Source organism: Nostoc sp. PCC 7107 (assembly GCF_000316625.1).
GTDB lineage: Bacteria > Cyanobacteriota > Cyanobacteriia > Cyanobacteriales > Nostocaceae > Nostoc_B.
On record NC_019676.1, the window covers coordinates 5,155,067 to 5,173,849 of the forward strand.

19 protein-coding genes and 2 pseudogenes are annotated in these 18,783 nt (G+C 40.4%); 11 read left to right on the forward strand and 10 right to left on the reverse strand.

What is annotated here, in order from left to right; all coding sequences use genetic code 11:
- Nucleotides 1–47 precede the first annotated feature (47 nt).
- On the forward strand, nucleotides 48–815 hold the full coding sequence (locus NOS7107_RS21990; protein ID WP_015115147.1) for a DUF928 domain-containing protein: 768 nt from the start codon (nucleotides 48–50) through the stop codon (nucleotides 813–815).
- Nucleotides 816–935: 120 nt separating this feature from the next.
- Here NOS7107_RS21990 and NOS7107_RS21995 read toward each other — a convergent pair whose 3' ends face one another.
- Nucleotides 936–1,907, reverse strand: a complete 972-nt coding sequence (locus NOS7107_RS21995) for a GTP-binding protein (protein WP_015115148.1) — start codon at nucleotides 1,905–1,907, stop codon at nucleotides 936–938.
- Nucleotides 1,908–2,098: 191 nt separating this feature from the next.
- Here NOS7107_RS21995 and NOS7107_RS22000 point away from each other — a divergent pair, with 191 nt between their 5' ends.
- A complete protein-coding gene (locus NOS7107_RS22000) occupies nucleotides 2,099–2,314 on the forward strand; it encodes a type II toxin-antitoxin system Phd/YefM family antitoxin (RefSeq protein WP_015115149.1) in 216 nt (71 codons plus the stop codon).
- A 72-nt stretch (nucleotides 2,315–2,386) separates the two neighbouring features.
- Nucleotides 2,387–2,476 (forward strand): annotated as a pseudogene (locus NOS7107_RS29500) (Uma2 family endonuclease); the annotation flags it as partial.
- A gap of 12 nt (nucleotides 2,477–2,488) precedes the next feature.
- On the opposite strand, the gene NOS7107_RS22005 reads toward NOS7107_RS29500, so the two are convergent.
- On the reverse strand, nucleotides 2,489–3,781 hold the full coding sequence (locus NOS7107_RS22005) for an APC family permease (RefSeq protein WP_015115150.1): 1,293 nt from the start codon (nucleotides 3,779–3,781) through the stop codon (nucleotides 2,489–2,491).
- A gap of 353 nt (nucleotides 3,782–4,134) precedes the next feature.
- On the opposite strand from NOS7107_RS22005, the gene NOS7107_RS22010 reads away from it, so the two are divergent.
- Nucleotides 4,135–5,871 carry an iron uptake porin gene (locus NOS7107_RS22010; protein WP_015115151.1) on the forward strand — a complete coding sequence of 579 codons (1,737 nt, stop codon included), beginning with the start codon at nucleotides 4,135–4,137 and terminating at the stop codon, nucleotides 5,869–5,871.
- 74 nt (nucleotides 5,872–5,945) lie between these two features.
- Here NOS7107_RS22010 and NOS7107_RS22015 read toward each other — a convergent pair whose 3' ends face one another.
- Nucleotides 5,946–6,539 carry a Uma2 family endonuclease gene (locus NOS7107_RS22015; RefSeq protein ID WP_015115152.1) on the reverse strand — a complete coding sequence of 198 codons (594 nt, stop codon included), beginning with the start codon at nucleotides 6,537–6,539 and terminating at the stop codon, nucleotides 5,946–5,948.
- Between the two features lie 102 nt (nucleotides 6,540–6,641).
- Here NOS7107_RS22015 and NOS7107_RS22020 point away from each other — a divergent pair, with 102 nt between their 5' ends.
- The 3 genes and pseudogenes from NOS7107_RS22020 to NOS7107_RS22030 form a co-directional block, all read left to right on the forward strand.
- Entirely contained in the window at nucleotides 6,642–7,007 is a 366-nt protein-coding gene (locus tag NOS7107_RS22020) for a hypothetical protein (RefSeq protein ID WP_015115153.1), read from the forward strand.
- A gap of 96 nt (nucleotides 7,008–7,103) precedes the next feature.
- A complete protein-coding gene (locus tag NOS7107_RS22025; protein WP_044501055.1) occupies nucleotides 7,104–7,454 on the forward strand; it encodes a YtxH domain-containing protein in 351 nt (116 codons plus the stop codon).
- Between the two features lie 11 nt (nucleotides 7,455–7,465).
- Nucleotides 7,466–7,933 (forward strand): annotated as a pseudogene (locus NOS7107_RS22030) (DUF948 domain-containing protein); the annotation flags it as partial.
- A 138-nt stretch (nucleotides 7,934–8,071) separates the two neighbouring features.
- Here the strand turns inward: NOS7107_RS22030 and NOS7107_RS28090 are convergent.
- The 3 genes from NOS7107_RS28090 to NOS7107_RS22050 all read right to left on the reverse strand — a co-directional run bounded on the left by NOS7107_RS28090 (nucleotide 8,072) and on the right by NOS7107_RS22050 (nucleotide 10,277).
- Nucleotides 8,072–8,865, reverse strand: a protein-coding gene (locus NOS7107_RS28090; protein WP_085999800.1) for an IS5 family transposase whose coding sequence is annotated in 2 segments (ribosomal slippage) — nucleotides 8,072–8,526 and nucleotides 8,526–8,865 — 795 coding nt in all. Because the reading frame shifts where the segments join, the coding sequence is not laid out codon by codon here.
- A gap of 310 nt (nucleotides 8,866–9,175) precedes the next feature.
- Nucleotides 9,176–9,523, reverse strand: coding sequence for a hypothetical protein (locus NOS7107_RS22045; RefSeq protein WP_015115156.1), 348 nt, complete (start codon nucleotides 9,521–9,523; stop codon nucleotides 9,176–9,178).
- Nucleotides 9,524–9,698: 175 nt separating this feature from the next.
- Nucleotides 9,699–10,277: a DUF3611 family protein gene (locus tag NOS7107_RS22050; protein ID WP_044500223.1), complete on the reverse strand. Its 579-nt coding sequence runs from the start codon at nucleotides 10,275–10,277 to the stop codon at nucleotides 9,699–9,701.
- Between the two features lie 460 nt (nucleotides 10,278–10,737).
- Between NOS7107_RS22050 and NOS7107_RS22055 the strand changes: the two genes are divergently transcribed.
- Both NOS7107_RS22055 and NOS7107_RS22060 read left to right on the forward strand, forming a co-directional pair.
- On the forward strand, nucleotides 10,738–11,085 hold the full coding sequence (locus tag NOS7107_RS22055; protein WP_015115158.1) for a PadR family transcriptional regulator: 348 nt from the start codon (nucleotides 10,738–10,740) through the stop codon (nucleotides 11,083–11,085).
- Nucleotides 11,086–11,137: 52 nt separating this feature from the next.
- The gene (locus tag NOS7107_RS22060) at nucleotides 11,138–11,671 is read left to right on the forward strand and encodes a cofactor assembly of complex C subunit B (protein ID WP_015115159.1); all 534 of its coding nucleotides are present in this window, start codon (nucleotides 11,138–11,140) and stop codon (nucleotides 11,669–11,671) included.
- A gap of 408 nt (nucleotides 11,672–12,079) precedes the next feature.
- Here the strand turns inward: NOS7107_RS22060 and NOS7107_RS22065 are convergent, their stop codons facing one another.
- Nucleotides 12,080–12,397 (reverse strand): DUF3155 domain-containing protein, encoded by a 318-nt coding sequence (locus NOS7107_RS22065; RefSeq protein WP_015115160.1) that lies wholly within the window; start codon nucleotides 12,395–12,397, stop codon nucleotides 12,080–12,082.
- Between the two features lie 283 nt (nucleotides 12,398–12,680).
- Between NOS7107_RS22065 and NOS7107_RS22070 the strand changes: the two genes are divergently transcribed.
- Nucleotides 12,681–14,030 (forward strand): ATP-binding protein, encoded by a 1,350-nt coding sequence (locus tag NOS7107_RS22070; protein ID WP_015115161.1) that lies wholly within the window; start codon nucleotides 12,681–12,683, stop codon nucleotides 14,028–14,030.
- Nucleotides 14,031–14,095: 65 nt separating this feature from the next.
- On the opposite strand, the gene NOS7107_RS22075 is transcribed toward NOS7107_RS22070, so the two are convergent.
- The 3 genes from NOS7107_RS22075 to NOS7107_RS22085 form a co-directional block, all read right to left on the reverse strand.
- Complete coding sequence (locus NOS7107_RS22075) at nucleotides 14,096–15,337, reverse strand: S-layer homology domain-containing protein (protein WP_044500225.1); 1,242 nt, start codon at nucleotides 15,335–15,337, stop codon at nucleotides 14,096–14,098.
- A gap of 433 nt (nucleotides 15,338–15,770) precedes the next feature.
- Nucleotides 15,771–16,457 (reverse strand): PEP-CTERM sorting domain-containing protein, encoded by a 687-nt coding sequence (locus NOS7107_RS22080; protein ID WP_015115163.1) that lies wholly within the window; start codon nucleotides 16,455–16,457, stop codon nucleotides 15,771–15,773.
- A 447-nt stretch (nucleotides 16,458–16,904) separates the two neighbouring features.
- Nucleotides 16,905–17,612 carry a hypothetical protein gene (locus NOS7107_RS22085; protein ID WP_015115164.1) on the reverse strand — a complete coding sequence of 236 codons (708 nt, stop codon included), beginning with the start codon at nucleotides 17,610–17,612 and terminating at the stop codon, nucleotides 16,905–16,907.
- A gap of 424 nt (nucleotides 17,613–18,036) precedes the next feature.
- On the opposite strand from NOS7107_RS22085, the gene NOS7107_RS22090 reads away from it, so the two are divergent.
- Nucleotides 18,037–18,684 (forward strand): class I SAM-dependent methyltransferase, encoded by a 648-nt coding sequence (locus NOS7107_RS22090; RefSeq protein WP_015115165.1) that lies wholly within the window; start codon nucleotides 18,037–18,039, stop codon nucleotides 18,682–18,684.
- The last annotated feature ends 99 nt before the right edge of the window (nucleotides 18,685–18,783 follow it).

Consider the following 18,783-nt stretch of genomic DNA (forward strand, 5'->3'; position numbering starts at 1 on the left):
AGATAAAATCAACTGTTTCAGCCACACACAACTGGAGTTTACAACTGATGAGACTATTATTCGGATTAACTCTAGGCTATTTAGGTTTTTTAACTAGTCAAACCCTGGCACTAGCAATGCCAATAGCCAGTCACAATATGAAGACTGTATCCCAAACAGTGAATTTTAATCCACCTAAACCACCCGCAGATCCACCACCTGGGGGTAGGGTGTTAGGTGGTGCAAAACGCGGTTCTTGTCCCCAAGTTCAACAAGATTTAACGGCTTTAGTACCCTTTACTAAAGAACCGCCTTCAGTTACTAATGTTTGGTCATTAACGACATCAGCACATCCAACATTTTGGTTCTACGTGCCGTATTCCCAAACAGCAAATCTTCCGGCTATGTTTGTGCTGCAAGATCAACAATCAAAGGACTTGTATAAGCAACCTATAGCTTTGCCAAATCATCCAGGAATCATGAGTATTTCTCTACCTGCTAATGCTCCTGGGTTAGCTGTTAATCAACAATACCGTTGGTTTTTGACTTTTGCTTGCGAGACACAAGAAGACTCACCTCCTATTTACGTTGAAGGAGTAATCCAACGAGTTAAACTCAGTCGAGAAATTACCCAAGAACTACAAACAGCTACACCTTTACAACAGTTTGCCATCTATGCCCAAAATGGTATTTGGCACGAAGCAATCACAACACTAGCCAAACTCAGACAAGAACATCCTCAAGATCCAGCCCTGAAAACACAATGGCAAAATTTGTTAGCCAGCATCCGTTTAGGTAATGTTGCAACAGAACCAATCTTGTCAGATAAACATTAAAACAAGGGTGTGGGTGCAGAGTGCAGAGAAGCAGAGAAAGTATTTAAGTACTCCCCACTCAGCGAGAAGTTGCGTGCGCGGGTTCCCCGCGTTGAGCAAACTTCGGTGACTCTGCACTTTTTACGCCAGACAAGCCAAAAAATCTTGCTTGAGTTTGGCTTCATCTAAATTCCGCCCGATGAAAACTAATTCGTTTTTCCGCGTTTCGCTTGGTTTCCAAGGTCTATCTGGTCTACCATCGAATATCATGTGTACCCCTTGAAAAACAAAGCGATTGTCTTCCCCAGCAATATTTAAAATCCCTTTCATCCGAAAAATATCGGTGCCTTGAGTACGCAATAATTCACTCATCCAAGCGTGTAATTTTTCCCCATCCAGCGCTCCTTGGGCGACTAAAGCCACAGAATAAACGCTTTCATCATGTACGTGAGCATCTTCGCCTAAAAAATTTGGGTCAATTTCTAAAGCGCGATTCAAATCAAAGGCTTGCACACCTAATAACGCATCCATTGATAATTCTGAGTTGCGGGTGCGATAAATTTTAGCGATCGCATTCATTCCCCGAATCCGCTTTTCTAATTCTTCTAGTTCTTCTGGTGCGACTAAATCAGTTTTATTAAGTAAAATAACGTCGGCAAAAGCAATTTGTTCTTGAGCTTCATCTGCTTCCCAGTGATGCCAAATATGCTTGGCATCAACTACCGTCACCACTGCATCTAGCGACAGTTGATTTTGCATATCTTCATCGACAAAAAATGTCTGAATCACTGGTGCAGGATCGGCCAAACCAGTAGTTTCAATTACTAAATGGTCAAACTTATCACGTCGCTTCATCAAATTACCGATGATGCGAATTAAGTCGCCGCGGACTGTACAACAGATGCAGCCATTATTCATCTCAAATATTTCCTCATCGGCATCAATAACCAATTGATTATCAATGCCTACTTCCCCAAATTCATTCACAATCACAGCAACTTTTTTACCGTGTTCGTAAGTGAGAATGTGATTGAGTAGAGTTGTTTTACCTGCGCCTAAATAGCCAGTCAAAACCGTAACGGGAACTGTATCTGTTATTACATCAGCCACCATATTATCAAAACCTCTTGTCTCATCTGAATGATAATCTCAACCATGATAAGCGGTTTTGGATTTTTGTGTGAATTTGCGGATAATCCACACTGTTCTGGAATTAACAACTATCTTGAGTAAGACTTAACAAAACAAATTTAACTTTTAAAGTCATGAAAAACTAACCAATTTTCTGTGCCTAGTTAGTTTTTTTGCCAAGATACAATCGGTTATCGCGTGTGGAACTTGGAGAAGAAATCATTATTTCCAACCGAGGCGTTCCCGTGGCCAAGCTGGTTCCGCTTCGTACCTCATCCAATCGGCAAACTAGTTTAGGTTTGGATAAAGAGCGTTTTATTGTGCCAGAAGACTTTAACGCTCCTTTGCCAGAGGAGATATTAGCCGCATTCGAGGGTAGTGAAGCGTGAAACTCTTGATAGATACTCAGTGCTGGTTGTGGTGGTTTGCCCAACCGGAACGATTGAGTGAGGAGACAATAGTTCCGAGATGATGAGCGCATCATCTCTCAAATTTTCCCTGACTTGAATCTCACCCCAAGCCAGATTTTTCAAGCTGGTTTAGTATCTTAACCTTTGGGCTTTTTACACTACCGATGATGTAGCCCGTCGAACTTTATGCCAAATCAACCCCGCTACAATCAATCCTAAACCAACTTGCCAGATAGCAGACTCTACCCAAAAAGCTAGAAATAAGCAAGATAACAAGCCTAACCAACCTATCCATACAGGATATAGTCTTTCGGATACACTCAGTTTGAGAGAAGCTAAGTTAGTAATTGCGTAATAAATTAAAACGCTAAAAGCACTAAACGACCAAGTAGTTTTAACATTACCTAAAAACACTAAAAGTGCGATCGCAATTCCCACCACCACTACAGCCCAATATGGGGAATTCTGTTCGCGGTTGAGTCTGGCTAAAAATCTCGGCGCATCAGAACGGCGACCCATTGCCAATAACACGCGAGATAAGCCTAAAATCAAGTTCAACAGCACCCCCAACATTGCTGTCATTGCACCTATAGCTAACACCAAAGCTGCACCTGAACCTGCGACACTGCGGGCGATAACTTCTAAAGGTGCTGCTTTGCTTTGTCCTGTAGCATCACTTAAAAAATCTGCCCCTACAGCCCCAATACCAACAGTTGCGACAACTATATATAACAGCATTGTCAGCAGCAAACAAATAATCATCGCTTTGGGAATTGTAACTCTGGGCGATCGCGCTTCTTCGCCCATTGTCGCAATGCGACCATAACCAGTGTAAGCCACAAACATCAACGCGCTGGCGTGAAGTATCGCCCCTGGAGAACTAGTAAAAAAAGGTGTCTTTGTCATACCCTCTGTTGCTGCACGAGGTAGACAAACCAGGATAAATAAACTTAAAGACAGTAAGGTGACTGAAACAATCACTGTATTAGCCAAATTAGACCGCCGAATCCCGCTTAATACAATTAAAGTCATAACTATCACGGCTAATACAGCCACAGGTACAACCCAACTGCTATTCCACCCCAAAATATTCAGAAAATATCCAGCAAAGCCTAAAGCTGCGGTAGCAGCAGAAGCAGTCTTCGCTACCAAAAACATCCAACCTGCGGTAAAGCCAAAAGCCGGAGTCAGATATTTATAACCATATTCATAAGTACCGCCACTAACAGCATGATTAGCAGCTAACTGGGCGCTATTCAAACCATTAAAAGTTGCCACAATCGCCCCAATTACCACCGCCAGAATTACCGCCGGCCCAGCTATCCCCGCTGCAATCCCAATACTGACAAATACACCCGTTCCGACAATCGAACCCAATCCCATCAGGGTTGCACCAAAAACCCCTAACTCGCGTTTGAGTTGGGTTGGTGAATTGCTAACGGACATCTTTCATATCTCCTGATTTAGCAAATTAGAGATGTAGCACTCATTACTGAGAATACCACTACAGAAATACAGCAGAGACAAGAAATTTCGCTATGTTTTGATACGTAAAAAAGTGTATTTTGTCAAAAATACATCAAAGTAATGCTTTTTTGTAATACTATGATTATTGGCTGAATTTATTTGTCTTGATATACTAAAAAGCTTACAAAAAAATGCTTATAGGCTTTTAAACTATTTTTATCCAAGTAAAAATAATCAGAGTTATTGTATAATCTAATACCATAAACTATAGTATTTAGACTTACAGTGATTTATACTAAAAACCTTAGTAATATTACTGGAAATTTAAATAAATGTCTGATATTCTGCGTAATTCATTAGGGATAGCATCAATATTTATCGGGTTGAATGCGATCGCAGCAACAACCGCATCTGCCAATCCGACCATACCAAGCAATGTTATTTCTGAGACAAATATTGCAGATTTCGAGCCAGAACCGCAGAACGAAATTCAAGGCCAGGTAACATCTGTATCGCAACTTACAGATGTGCAACCTACAGATTGGGCATTCCAAGCATTGCAATCATTAGTCGAGCGTTATGGTTGTATTGCAGGCTACCCAAATAGCACCTATCGCGGCAATCGCGCCCTCACTCGTTATGAATTTGCCGCAGGTTTGAATGCTTGTTTGAATCGAGTCAATGAATTGATTGCAACTAGTACAGCAGACTTAGTAACCAAAGAAGACTTAGCAACTTTACAAAAACTGCAAACAGATTTTGCTGAGACTCTGACAGAAGTGAGAGGAAGAGTTGATACCTTAGAAAATCGCACTGCTATCTTAGAAAATCAGCAATTTTCCACCACCACCAAATTCAATGGAGAAGTAATTTTTAGTGTGGGGGGTGTGTTTGGTGAAGATAGAGCCATAGACTCTGACCGATTTAGAGCAGGAGCCACAGGTGGCACCCGTTTGACAAATAATATCGTATTTAGCGATCGCATCCGGCTCAACTTTGTTACTAGCTTCACTGGGAAAGACCAACTATTAACGCGTTTAGAAGCGAATAACACCGCCGTTAATAATGCAGTTTCAGGTACAAATATGACCCGTCTCTCTTGGGATGGCAGCACCAATAACGAGTTTATACTTGGTAAATTATTTTATCGCTTCCCTGTAGGTGACAAACTCAATGTGATTGTTGACGCAATTGGAGGGGAATTTTACGACAACTTCAACAACTTCAACCCCTTATTAGCATCAATTCCTTTAGGTGCAATTTCCCGCGCTAGTCGTTTTTCCCCCATCTACCGCGCTAGTAACACTGGTTCAGGTGCTGGTTTTGGTTCAGGAGTTAGTGTGAACTACAAACTCAGCGATGCAATTACTTTATCTGGCGGTTATCTTGCCAGACGAGGTGATAATCCCACTGCGGGAAGAGGTTTATTTGATGGTAGTTATGGCGCTTTAGCACAATTGGCATTCCAGCCGAACAAAGACCTTTCTTTGGGATTGACCTACGCCCACTCCTACTTTAGTGGTGCTAATAATGATGTAGCGGTTTCTGGGCTGTATGGTGGTTCCTTTGCTGACCAGCCCTTTGGTGCTGGCGCTGGAAGTACGGCTGCAAGTCCCCGTGGAATCGCCACTTCTGCCAATCACTATAGTTTTCAAGCCAGCTATCGTTTAAATCCTAAATTTGTCTTGTCTGGTTGGCTTGGGTATACTAGTGCGATCGCCGAAACTACATTTTCACCTAACGTCAATCGCGGTGATCAAGCAGATATCTGGAATTGGGCAGTGACTTTTGCTTTCCCTGACTTGGGTAAAAAAGGTAACTTAGGTGGTATAATATTTGGTCAACCACCAAAAGTCACAGACAATGACTTTGGCGAAAATGTGCGTACCGCTACTAGCGCTCGTCGGGAAGACTCTGATACCTCCTATCGTTTAGAAGCATTGTATCGCTACCAAATCAATGATAATATCTCAATTACACCCGGATTACTCGTAATATTTAACCCCGAACATAACACCAATAACGATACAATCTACACTGGTATCCTTCGGACTACATTCCGATTCTAGTTTTTGCTTTCAAAGTTAACTGAGAACATATTCAATTCCTCCTTGTTATAGAGAATCGAATATGTTCTCGCATCTCAAGGATTAAGTATTGTAGTTAAAGATAAGATGAATCCGGGCAATACATCTTCACCCGACAATGTAGGTGGTTGTTCAAAGGTAAAATTGATCATTTCCACCTCAACACCAGGACGATAAATTTCTACTAAAGGTGTAATAGGGTCAATTAACCAACCCAAACTTGCACCATTATCTCGATACTCCTGCATTTTAGCCCGCAGTTTTTTGAGAGAATCAGTTTGAGAGCGTAATTCAATCACAAAATCAGGGCAGATTAGTGGAAAGCGTCGCCGTTGGTCTGGTGTTAGTGCATCCCAGCGTTCTTGCTTCACCCACGCAGCATCCGGCGAACGATAAGCACCATTTGGTAAGCGAAATTCCGTGGAGGAATCAAAAACTTTTCCTAACTTGGCTTGACGATTCCATAAAGTCAATTCGGTTGTGAGTTCAGAATTTTGGATGCCACTTTCGCCGCCAGTTGGGGGCATAATGATTAATTCTCCTTCAGCAGTAAGTTCTATGCACCATTCATCATTGGCTATACACAGTTGATAAAACTGCTCGTCTGTCAAACCTACTGCGGGTGGTATGTTGAGGGTGAGAGTTTCCATCGCTAATTTTGCCAATCAGATTAATTTTATTATCAGAGATCGCATCTTTCCCAAGTTTAGTGTCAGGCGATCGCAAATGATCTAACTCACATAAATCAAACAATGGTTACAGTAGTTGTCATTATTAACATCCTCATTTCCCTGCTGCTGTTCTACATAGCTTGGCAAATTTGGCGACTGAAGCGACGAATAGCATTCATCACCGATAGGTTGACTTTCTATGAAAAATGTAGCCAGACTCTGCTATCTCAAACCCCCCAAAATCTTGATATTAGTCAGCAAAATCTCCATAACCTCCGCCTAAACAACCAATCTCTACAATTCAAAATCCAGCAAGTTCGTCAAATTGTTAATCTGCTATTGTTAGGGCAGCGATTAGGAAAACGCTATGTTCGTCAATCCAATTTTTTCTGGTTCAGAAAAACACTCACCAAAACTGGAATGAACAATAGCAACATTTCTAGTTGATAAATTGTCACGATAAATTAACTCGATAAAATCATTCTGGTTATACCAAGGGGAAACAACCCACCTAAAATGGGTGTAAGGAGAGAAACAATTCAAATGTCTAATAACCGTTCTGGAGTCTTTATTGGCGGTATGATGCTAGGAGCGACTATCGGTGCTTTAACCGGTTTGCTAATTGCTCCGCGCACAGGGCGCGAAACGCGTAAACTTTTGAAAAAATCTGCTGATGCCATCCCAGAATTAGCGGAAGATTTATCAACAAGTGTACAAATTCAGGCAGATCGTCTGTCTGCTAACGCATTACGTAACTGGGATGAAACTTTAGATAGACTAAAAGAAGCGATCGCCGCTGGCATAGATGCTAGTCAGCGCGAAAGTCAAGTCTTGCATCAGCAAACAACTGAAGAAGACTCAGATTCGCTTCCTCAGCCTTTGGAACGCTCGTAGATAGCATAACCGTGATTGACCCCCTATTTTGGTTGGGACTATCCCTACTCTTAGTCGCCGCCAGTCTAACTGCTGTTTTAGTGGCGGCTATACCCGCTTTACAAGAAGTAGCACGCGCAGCCCGCAGTGCGGAAAAGTTTTTTGACACCCTTTCGCGGGAGCTACCACCTACTTTAACTTCCATCCGCACCACTGGTATCGAAATCACTGACTTAACCAATGATGTTAGTGAAGGTGTCAAAAGTGCTGGTCAAGTTGTTAAACAAGTTGACCAAGGCATTGATGGTGCAAAAAAACAAGCCCAAAATCTTCAAGTCGGTACTCGTAGCCTAGTTGTTGGGATGAAAACTGCTTGGAAGACATTTACTCGTCAAAAATCATCTAAACGTACAGTAGAACGATTGCCCATTACCGACAAGCAACAGCTAACATTACGAGAACGGGAAGCCATTAGGCAGGAAAATCGCCGCACCAAAACCTAAGCTTACCGTTCTAATCATACTTCTAGTTGGGATAGCAATTCTGAAGATGAAGATTTTCTGTAAGAATTCAGCACTCAGGAGTCAGAATTTAAAAGCAGTTCAGCTTAACTAAGAGACTATTTATAAAGTAAATCTTTAGACGACAAGACGACGCAACATAATCCGAGTCATAACAGCATATATAGCAGCTTCACTCATTTCGGGTAGGCGCTCATAATCTTTGCTGAGACGATGATATTGGTTAAACCACCCAAATGTTCTTTCGACTACCCAACGTTTCGGTAAAACCTGAAATTCTGACTCGGTACGCCGTATGACTTCAACATGAGCTTGGATCATCAACCAAACACAAAGAGCAAACTTATCACCGTCATAACCGGAATCAACCCATAAAACTTCAACTTTCTCAAGTAATTCAGGACGCTCCTCTAACAATTCCATCAAAGCATAGGCAGCAAGCACTCGCTCTGGGGCATTTGCTTCACTTACAACCACTTTCAACAATAATCCCAGGCTATCAACCAAAGTCTGTCGCTTTCGCCCTTTTACCTTTTTACCGCCATCAAAACCGTACACATCCCCCTTTTTTGGTCAGTTTTAACTGACTGACTGTCTGCGGCGAGGGCGCTGGGTTGTGTTGATTTACCTAATTTTAAGCGAACCTGACCGCGTAATGAATGGTTTAATTTTTCCCATACCCCTTTGCGCTGCCATTTGCGGTAGTAGTTGTATACAGTTGAGCTGGGCGGGAAGTCTCCCGGAAGCATATTCCATTGGCATCCTGTCTTCAGGTGATAGTAGATAGCGTTGCATACCTCCCGCATATCAGTTGTGCGCGGGTGTCCTCCTTCTTTCGCTGGTGGAATCAAGGGGGCTAGGATTTCCCACTCCATATCTGTTAAGTCTGTGGGGTAAGACTTTCGCGCCATACCTAACTATGTAAATACACTACGTTTAATGTATCTTATCGTTGTCATAACTCTTTTCTTTTCGCTTTTAGATTTACTTTATAAATAGCCTCTAATTTATCAATTGAGAAGAATTTGATTAATTTCCCCAAATTCTGACTCCTGAATTCTTACGATTTTCTTCAATATAATTCAGAAAAGGAGGCTATTTTACAGATATATCTTAATATACCCTACTACGTTAATTCTATTTTTACTTTATAAAATAACCACTAAATCTCCTAATAACTAATTGATTCTGAATTCTGAACTCTTGTTTCTAGCACAATCATCAGTTTTGAGAGTCTGTTGTCACTGTTGTGGAATTACTTTGAGCCAAGATATTATCATTCCTGCCTTGTCCATAACTGTCAGTAGAGGTAAATGTTCTGGTGTTAATTGTCATTTGCTCTTTGTCTTCTCTATTTTGTCCTGGAGAAGGCAACCAATATGCTAATACGCTAGTTACCCCACCCCAGTAAAGTGCCGTATTCTGATCGTTACTTGGTTTAGAAACCAACTGCACAATACATAACCCTAACATAGCAGCACTAAAGACCACTTGTACACCAAATCTCCAAGTATTTTGATCAAAATTTTGTCTTGGTTGATTTCTGCTGGTGTTAGATGAATCTGCCATAATATGAGATCCTCAAAAGATAAATTTCACCTTTGGTAAGCTTTAACACTACTTATTAGTAGAAAGTTTTTTAACAACTATATTTGTTTCTTACAAGCCTGTGTAAGTGAGTTTCGGAAAAGTTAAAGATCAACTTTTGCTTACCGTCAGGAAAAGATGAAATTAGCCTAGAAGATTATTGGCGGTTGATACGATTCATTAGCCAAAGTGACCCAACCAATCCTGCAAAGTGGGCTGAAACAGTATTAGTGTTTGCCTGAACTACAAGCATATCGAGTCCGCTAATAATCCGAGTCGGATCAAACAATTGCGAAGTGATAGCTTGCGGAGATATAGACCTGGCCACTAGTGTACCAACGATCGCCTGCGCCCCTAAAAGTGTGACTAATGTACCAATTAAATTTATCCACAGACCTAAACGTAATACCTGTAAGGTTTCGCTTTTACGCGGGCGGTTGCTAGGGTTGGAAGATTGTAGTTGTCTACCAATTCTGGTGTAACGGAAAGCCAAATAGATACCCGCACCCAAAATAATTAGTCCACAAACCGCTAAAAAGACTCCAAAGCCAGTTCCTGGATTATTACTAGGGCTACCTGCTCTTTGAGAAAAAATCGCAAATAGCAGGACGATTATGCTGGAAACTACACCTAGTACTAACTGAATCCAAAAGCTAATCCAACCTGTGAGACGGAATGTTTGGGCGATCGCCCGAAGAGTAGCAGAAGATGACGGAGCATCGGAATTTTGTGACATACTAATCACCAATGAGCTAGGCATTTGCTAGATTTACTATCACACTTACCAGATGACCTATGAGTATCTCAAGTAGAACTGAGAAACAAAGTGTTTAATAAGCTTTACAGACAAAATGGCATTTTACTTGTAAAATTTCTTCGATGGCATTTTATGCTTATGCAGTTCTAATCGGCTCGGCATCATTTGACACCGATACAGTGGCTACGCCTCTGTCTTTATTGCTCCTCACCACACTGCCTAGAGCTTAAATAGGAGGGTAAGTCTTACGCTCCTTAGAGTTTCGCTTGTATCCCATGACTTTATCTGCGTGGGGCATATTTGTTTTGCATTTTTACGTTGACGCTTTGAACATCCGGACTCAGTGTATATGTATTTTTTATTACGCTAGTAATATTACATACTGAACACAAGGATTATAAATCCCACCCTAAGGCATTTTTTTAGCCATTCACCAACCATGAAACTTGAGGATATATATCAATTCTTTGAAAATCCTCCGCCAACTTACCTCTGTCAGGAACTAGCTATTTGTTACATACTGTCTGTTTTACGGCAAGGTGAATCCTACGGAACCGAGTTAATTCAACGTTTAGAAACTGAATATCCAACTTATCGGCTTTCAGATACCGTACTGTATAGTGCGATTAAGTTTCTAGAAGACGAAAGGGCTATTAATGGATATTGGAAGAAGCTCGAAGGACGGGGAAGACCTAGACGAATGTACCAAGTTTCTCCAGAATGGCAAGTTCAAGCGCAGGATTTAACGCGTCTTTGGCAAGAGTACATCAACGGGAGGACAAATTAACTAATAATTAATAATGAATAAATCTCCTCCATTCACACAGTAACAATCAGTTATGGATACTGCTATTCTGCCATCTACGTTGCTGCTCACCTTATTGTTATCAGTTGGGCTATTTTTCTTTATTCGTGCTGCAACCAAAGACCGCACAAAAACTGCACAACTGGTTTCTGAGCAAGACGAAGCTGTATTAATGCCTCAATTACAGGATTATTTCCTTTCGCGGTCTTACCGAGTGGCAGCGGTAGACCGAGATAAAAATCAAGTTATTTTTGAGGGTTTTGTCCAACCCAGCCTATTTTTAGCAATTTTTTTGACGCTACTGGCAACAGTAGGTTTGATTTGTTTATCCTTTGTTCTATCACTGCTGTTTCCTAGCATCAGCAGTTTTTTTCTAGGAATAGTGCTGTTATCACCGTTGAGTGGTGTGTTCTATTGGAAAAAAGCAGGAAGAACTGAGAAAGTATTGCTTCATCTGCAAAAAGCTAATCAAGATGAACCAAACTCTCTAGGCAATATTACTGTAACTGCCCATCGAGATGAACTGATTGAGTTACAGAAAGCACTCAACTTAAAGGTGAGTGATTAAACTTGAGTTTTTTCACATTTCTTCTACTGATGAGCAAGAGGAAATAAACAATAGGGAGTAGGAAAGAGGATTGTTGTGATGTAAATTTTCTCCATAACGAATTGCTGTAGAGAAAAGGTATCTTGTAACCTAGCCTACAAAAGGAAGGCGCAATGCTACTTTCACTTTTGAACGCTCTGTATCACTCTTTCTAACTCCCTGATGAATATTACGTTGATAATTCAACTCACACAAACCAATACGGCTTTATGAAAGTTGTTTGTCCAACCGCCTGGACTACCCTTTACCCTCTACTGGCAAGTCAGACCCAAATTTAAAAAAAATTGAAAATTTTGCATAAACTGATCAACTTTGCCAGTTAAATGAATATTCAGAACACATTCAACACTTAAGATAACCACGTAAAGTTCAGCGAGCAGCTAATGCTACAGGTTCTGAACCAGCCGGAGCTTCTAATGTTCGTAAGCTGGGAAACAAGAAATGGTTCTCTTCTACGTATTGAGCGCCAAATAGACCCTTTTCTGCCCAGAAATATCGGTCTGTTGTATGTTCATTTCGCTTTACGAGCAGTAGAGCCGGTGGCAAGATCCCTTCAGCTTGAATGAATTTCCTGGCTGCTGTCACAGGTTTTTCTTCGCCGCTTTCGATGCTATATTGAGGCACATGCTCTAAAATCCGCCGTCCTTCCTGGCGACGACGACTCTTTCTTTTCCGTCTCCTTGCCAACCTATTTTCCTCCTCTTTCAAGCTATTAGATTGTAGTTATAGCTACAAAATCCGTCGTAATTATAAAAGTTCTAGTTCAAAAAATCAATAGTTTATAAACTTTTAATACAACAAAAATAATTTTTTTGAAGGCAAATAAATCACAAAACTAGTAAAGTACAGGATTTCTTTATCTGTACCATTATTTAAACAGCTTTAGTGAAGCTTGATGAAAACAGAGTTAGAATCAAGCTGATTCTTGAAAATTCTTTCAAAGTATTTGATCCTGAGCAAGAAATGAAAAATGTTAATGTCTGCTAGTTCAGATTTTGTCGCTTTATGCCGAGAACAAATAGCATTGTTAGCCCAAGGGTTGGGAGCCTCTTTAAGTGTGGTTTATTTAACACAAGAATTGGTAGAAGCTCCAACAACTGAGGCGAAGCTGATTCCTGTGGTAGTTTATCCAGAAACAGCAGGATTACCACCAGGAGAAGAGAATACTGAGGTAAAAGCACGCAAACAATTACAAATTAGTAATATTTTGCTCCTACCCAAACAACAAAAACGGTTATTGACAGCAGCTACAGAACCTATAGCTTCAGCACCAGAGGTCGAAACTACAGATACTGGACAGGCAGATTTTCAAGAAGAGTATTTGCTGAGTGGACACCAAATTGTTCTACCCCTGGTTCATGAGGGTGTCATGATGGGATTACTGGTGACTTGTAGAGAAGACCGGGCTTGGAATCAACAAGAACAAAGCACTATTAAAAAGATAGTTCAGACTTTGGCGATCGCTTGTGTTTTAGATCAGCGTCGAGCATGGTTGCAACAACAGTTACATCAACAACAAGTTCTGCAAGAACAGCAGCGAGATTTATTAGATAATTTATTACACCAATTTCGCAATCCCTTGACCGCATTGCGGACTTTTGGCAAATTACTCTTTAAAAGACTGCGCCCAGGCGACCCTAACCGAGACGTAGGAGCGAATATTGTTAGAGAAAGCGATCGCCTACAAGAATTATTGCAACAATTTGAGCAGGTTATTGACTGGACAGAATTAGATGTAGCACCACTGGCATTGCCCGAAAATGAAGTATTTGTGGAAGCTACTGTCCAAACAGAACCCAAACCAATTTTATTATTACCAGGCACAGGAGAAAAAGTAACTGATTGCTATTTAGCTGATTTATTAGCACCATTATTACTATCAGCAAAAGCGATCGCTCAAGAACGCCATCTCAAATTAAAAACTGAAATTCCCAAAAACTTACCTTTGGTGCGTGCCAATATTAAAGCCTTACAAGAAGTATTAAGCAATATCATTGATAATGCTTTGAAATACACACCCAAAGGTGGCAAGATTTTCATCCAGGTAGGGCAAGAAAGAGGTAATTGTATCGGGATTGCTATTAGTGATACTGGGCCAGGAATTCCCCAAGAAGACATAGCACATTTGGGCGAAAGACATTACCGGGGTGTACAAGCACAAACAGAAATTCCCGGTACAGGATTGGGACTGGCCATCGCTAAACAATTAATCGAGCAAATGCAGGGTGAAATAGACGTTTTTAGCCCAGCAATTAATTCTGCGATCGCATCCCCCGATACACCGGGAACTACGTTTATTATTTGGTTGCCAATTAGTTAAATGAAGTATGAAGTGTGAAATTTAAGCCTTCATACTTTGACTAGCTCTTAGCCTCTTTCGCCATCCTATCTCACTGACACCAACAAATTTTGATTGACTGTCATTTGTAAATCGGTGTCTGGATTAATAGCGATTAAGTCAACACTATTACGACCAAAGAATAAACCAATTAAGCCACCAATGGCCGCACCACCGAGAACTTCTTCTGTAGCGATCGCGCGATCGCCTGTAACCGCAGACACCGCCGCCGCCGCTCCAGCGCCTAATACAGTATTGGTAATAATTGCTCTAGTACTAGTGCCTTTATTTACAGTTTCTGTTTTGGTAATCACATCAGAGGTTGCAGCGATTTGATACTCTTGACCTGAAGTTAAAACTAGTTTTTGCGCCACGAATTGCGAACCACCTTTTGCAGGTTTGAGTTGACCAACAACTTGACTACCAGCGGGAATCACTACAGTACCATCTTGAGTAACAACATTTTGCTCAACAGTCAGGGTTAAAGGTGCAGTTTCATCCTTAGTCACCAGAATTTTTTCAGCTTGATCATACTTTACGGGGATAACAGTCCCTTGCGGAATTGTGATCGATACAGGTGTTGGTGTAGTAGTTTGAGTAGCCACTATATAAGGTGAATTAATTGCCGAAGCTTGATTAGAACTAACTAACGCTTGGTAAATAAAAGCTGCTACCTGTGCGCGTGTTGCAGTTGCAGTGGGATTGAGGAACTTAACATTAGGATAGTTCACCACAATTTGCTTTTCAGTTGCCGCTGCGATCGGACTACGGGCATAACTAGCAATACCAGAGGCATCGTTGAAGTATTGCAGAGTGCTTTCAACATTGCTATTAGCGCTATATTCCAAACCATTGGACAGGGATACTAAAACCTGTTGACGAGGAATAGCTTGGTTAGGCTCAAAGCGGTTTCCAGGATATCCTGAGAGGAAACCTATGGTATAAGCTTGCTGAATAGCACTAGATGCCCAGTAATTGCTGGGTACGTCTACAAAGTTGATTGCTTGACGTTGCTGTGCTTTTTGGAAAGCTTTGTTAACCATCGCTGCAAATTGAGCGCGTGTTACCGCTTCTTCTGGGCGGAAACTGCCATCAGGAAACCCGGCAATTACACCCCGCTGTGATAATTCTTGAATAAACTGTGCAGCCCAGTAGTTAGATGAAACATCAGTAAAAGTAGTTTGAGCAAAAGAGGGTGTAGCTGCCATAAAGGGGGTTACAGCACCCACAGTGATACTCAAAGCCATAAGTGCAGCAGTTTTAGATTGCCAAGCATTTAAATTAGACATTAATTTTACTCCCGACATTTATTTATTTCCTGTTAATTACTCAGACAAAAATTCAACAATAAAGTTTCCATAATTTCCGCTTTATTGAGTAAATAAACTTGTTTTAATACTAAGGACATATATTTAAAAAAATAAGTAATAGGGAATAGCTCCTCAACTATTCCCTATTACTTATTTCACATGACTATTTATCTATTATTCCTAAAATAATATGCACACCTGTCTGAAGATTTAATCAGACGCTATGGCGAGAAAATAGTTGCAGTCACTTGATAAAAAGAAGGTAAGCTCTGATGGGTGTGATTAAATTTATCAAGGTAATTTCAGTCATTTATTGTAGATAAATCCCCTTATGTCTATCATCTTTCCCATTAAAAAACTGCTATGCAAGTTTTTACACATAGCAGTTATCAAATTAAACTTGAAAAGAAATTTATGCTTTCACTGCTACTTTCTTTTGTTGACGCTTTAAAAGTGAAGTAGTTCCGAAAGCGCCTATTGCCAATACACCTAACATTGCACTGGGTTCTGGAACACTCTGTGCTAGTCTATAAGCGTGGTTATCTGTTTCAAAAGCAATACCATTTGAACGCATTACAACGCGATCAAATTTTTCACCTGCATCACCTACAAGATTGACAAACATATTAGATTGACCGCTAGTCCAGCTACCATCAGCTACTGCACCTGGTACATCTGAGCCACTAAAAGTCTTTAACAACTGATTGCCACTGTAGATATCAATATAGTTGTAACTATCTAATGAGCCTGCATAAAAACCGAAGTAATCAACAGCTTCTTTGAAATTAATATTGACAAAACCACTATCTCCTGCAACACCACTACCTGATGGAGCAATTGTGAGAAACTTAGTAGTATCTCCATAGGGTGAAGCATATTGACCACTTACACTACCCTGAACAATGTTAGTAGTGACATTAGAGTAAGTAGCAAATCCATTTGGATCATTTGCTGTCCCATCATCAAAGGTGACAGTTTTAGCATCAGAGTAGCTAGAGAACATCCCACCACTTACTACCATAGTTACGGCACTAGCTGGGTTGGCACTCGCTACAATAACAGTTGTTCCCAGTAAAGCAAGAGATAAATTTTTCAGCATTTTTGTGAAATTATTGAAGATATATGGAAATTAGCAATCATGAGTGATTTCCAACCAACTGATTACAGTTAGCTGTTTCTACGTCTGCACTTATACAGGAGATGGAAAGATAACTTATTAAGTCCTGTCTGTGAATCTTGTCTGTCACAGTAGGAAGGAAGATGCAAGTTTCTCTAGATGCCTGATATTCTTAATCTTGATTTTTTTTACTAGAAATAGACACCGTATATACACTAAATTTGCTTTAAAGAATGAATGAAGCGGATTTGATACTTTAACAAGCAGCAAATATTCAGCATATACCTTGAATATTCAATTAAGACGATATGGAGAGAAAATAGTTGCATTAATATTAAATTTTGTCTCTATAAAAATGAAGCGATCGCACACTATATTGAAAGAGGCAATCGCTGATTAAGCTGATTAAGTTCACGACGGAAACTTCAGTTAATAATTAGTAGTGTTTCGGGATATTACTAAATTGCTTGTCAGTGTGATGTCTAAATCTTCTTCGGGTCTGAGAACAAAGACATCAGCTTGTTTTTTCCGCAACAGTACACTGGCAGCAGCACCCGCAGCACCACCAATCACAGGTTCCAATACTTCTATTCTTCTGTTACCAGTCAGCAATGAAATTACAGTGGCCGCACCAGCACCAATAGCTGCATCTGTTAAAATTTGACCAGTATCAGCGCCTTTGCTAATTTTTTCAGTTTCGGTGATTGTCCGAGAATTAGCGTTAATTGGTAGTCTGCGGCCAGAAGGGAAGATTAATTCTGAAGCTACAAACCTTACACCCTTGCTATTGTCAGCATTGCTGTTATTGGGGGAATTTCTGCCATATAAATCAACAGGCTCTAGTCTACCTATAACTTCAGTTTTGGCGGGAATTAAGACATTTCTATTCCTGTCGATAATGTCGTTAGCTATTCTTAGCTTCAGAGACATACTTTCCCCTGGGGTGACAACGACTTTTTCTTTTTCGTAAGTCACAGGCAAAGTTACATTAGCAGGAATTGTAGTTGAGCGTGATTGACCAAGATTATATTGTGCTTGGGCAGGAGCTACAGTAATTATAGGAGCGATCGCACCTGTAGTTAGTGCTATTGCCATGAATGCTGCTGCGCCAGATTTGATGCGATAAAGGTGTGTCATAACAAAATTTACTTTGATGTGTGTGACTTGTGTGATGACGAGGCATTACTGAGATTGTTTCTGACTGGCTAGAGAACTATTTCTAGGCATATACCGTACTCAGGCTGATTGGATGACGCGGAGTATCTGCTATTGTTCCACAAAATATTACACTGCTGAAATGCTTCGCTAAATCAAGAGTTACATACACCTAATTGACGTGAATTTACACCCTTTGTTCCATCAGAATTTTGTTTTATCAAAATAGGAGTCAGAATCCAGACTTTAATTCATGATTTTGGTTACTAACTCATGAATTATTTGTCTAAAAACCTATGTATTTACACTAGCCATAAAATGTAAAATAATAATCGTTGTCTCATTGCTAAATGCTTGAAAAAGCAGTTAAATCAAAGTACCTACTCATACATTTATCAGGGAGTATATGCAAGTCGCAAAAATAATTGATTCCTACGATTACGGTGCAGTAGATTATGAGCAGATTATGCTACGTTACTGGCATATTGATCGTCAACCACTGATTGATTCTTTACAACTTCAACCTGGACAAACTGTACTTGATGCTGCTGTAGGGACAGGACTTAATCTTCCCTCTTATCCTAAAGGAGTGAGTGTTGTAGGTGTAGATTTATCTGAGAAAATGATGGATGAAGCCCGTAAAAAACATATATCCGCAGATATCACTTTCAAAGTAGCTGATTTGCTAAATTTGGATTTTCCTGATAATACTTTTGATGCAGCAGCATCAGGATTTACTCTTTGTGTCGTTGCTGATCCTGTCCGTGCTTTGAGTGAAATTTTACGTGTTACTAAACATGGTGCATATATAGCTATTATCGATTACTCTAAATCACAAGATCCAGAAGTTCAGAAGTGGCAAGAGTTAATATTTGATGCAGCTTTAGAATTAGGCTTTCCCACTGGCAAAATTAAGTGGAATGCGTTGATGGATTACGATAAATTAATTTACAACAGTCAGTTGCCGATTGAGGTACTTCAGGACGAACGCATCGAAAGTCAAAACCCATTTTTATGCGGTTGTCAATTATTACTGCGAAACTCGAAAGGTTAAGCTAAGCTTTTTTCTGAAGGCACAGAGAAAGTCACTAAAGTAGATTGGGTGGAGCAACAGCGAAACCCAACAAAGTGTGCGCTGACATTGGGTTTTATG

What these genes read in the sequence shown, in the direction of transcription:
- NOS7107_RS22010 (WP_015115151.1), top strand. Translation starts at nt 4,135, where the DNA reads ATGTCTGATATTCTGCGTAATTCATTAGGGATAGCATCAATATTTATC.
- NOS7107_RS22070 (WP_015115161.1), top strand. Translation starts at nt 12,681, where the DNA reads ATGTTAATGTCTGCTAGTTCAGATTTTGTCGCTTTATGCCGAGAACAA.
- NOS7107_RS22085 (WP_015115164.1), bottom strand. Translation starts at nt 17,612, where the DNA reads ATGACACACCTTTATCGCATCAAATCTGGCGCAGCAGCATTCATGGCA.
- NOS7107_RS22015 (WP_015115152.1), bottom strand. Translation starts at nt 6,539, where the DNA reads ATGGAAACTCTCACCCTCAACATACCACCCGCAGTAGGTTTGACAGAC.
- NOS7107_RS21995 (WP_015115148.1), bottom strand. Translation starts at nt 1,907, where the DNA reads ATGGTGGCTGATGTAATAACAGATACAGTTCCCGTTACGGTTTTGACT.
- NOS7107_RS22045 (WP_015115156.1), bottom strand. Translation starts at nt 9,523, where the DNA reads ATGGCAGATTCATCTAACACCAGCAGAAATCAACCAAGACAAAATTTT.
- NOS7107_RS22080 (WP_015115163.1), bottom strand. Translation starts at nt 16,457, where the DNA reads ATGCTGAAAAATTTATCTCTTGCTTTACTGGGAACAACTGTTATTGTA.
- NOS7107_RS22050 (WP_044500223.1), bottom strand. Translation starts at nt 10,277, where the DNA reads ATGTCACAAAATTCCGATGCTCCGTCATCTTCTGCTACTCTTCGGGCG.
- NOS7107_RS22005 (WP_015115150.1), bottom strand. Translation starts at nt 3,781, where the DNA reads ATGTCCGTTAGCAATTCACCAACCCAACTCAAACGCGAGTTAGGGGTT.
- NOS7107_RS22060 (WP_015115159.1), top strand. Translation starts at nt 11,138, where the DNA reads ATGGATACTGCTATTCTGCCATCTACGTTGCTGCTCACCTTATTGTTA.
- NOS7107_RS21990 (WP_015115147.1), top strand. Translation starts at nt 48, where the DNA reads ATGAGACTATTATTCGGATTAACTCTAGGCTATTTAGGTTTTTTAACT.
- NOS7107_RS22075 (WP_044500225.1), bottom strand. Translation starts at nt 15,337, where the DNA reads ATGTCTAATTTAAATGCTTGGCAATCTAAAACTGCTGCACTTATGGCT.
- NOS7107_RS22090 (WP_015115165.1), top strand. Translation starts at nt 18,037, where the DNA reads ATGCAAGTCGCAAAAATAATTGATTCCTACGATTACGGTGCAGTAGAT.
- NOS7107_RS22025 (WP_044501055.1), top strand. Translation starts at nt 7,104, where the DNA reads ATGTCTAATAACCGTTCTGGAGTCTTTATTGGCGGTATGATGCTAGGA.
- NOS7107_RS22020 (WP_015115153.1), top strand. Translation starts at nt 6,642, where the DNA reads ATGGTTACAGTAGTTGTCATTATTAACATCCTCATTTCCCTGCTGCTG.
- NOS7107_RS22055 (WP_015115158.1), top strand. Translation starts at nt 10,738, where the DNA reads ATGAAACTTGAGGATATATATCAATTCTTTGAAAATCCTCCGCCAACT.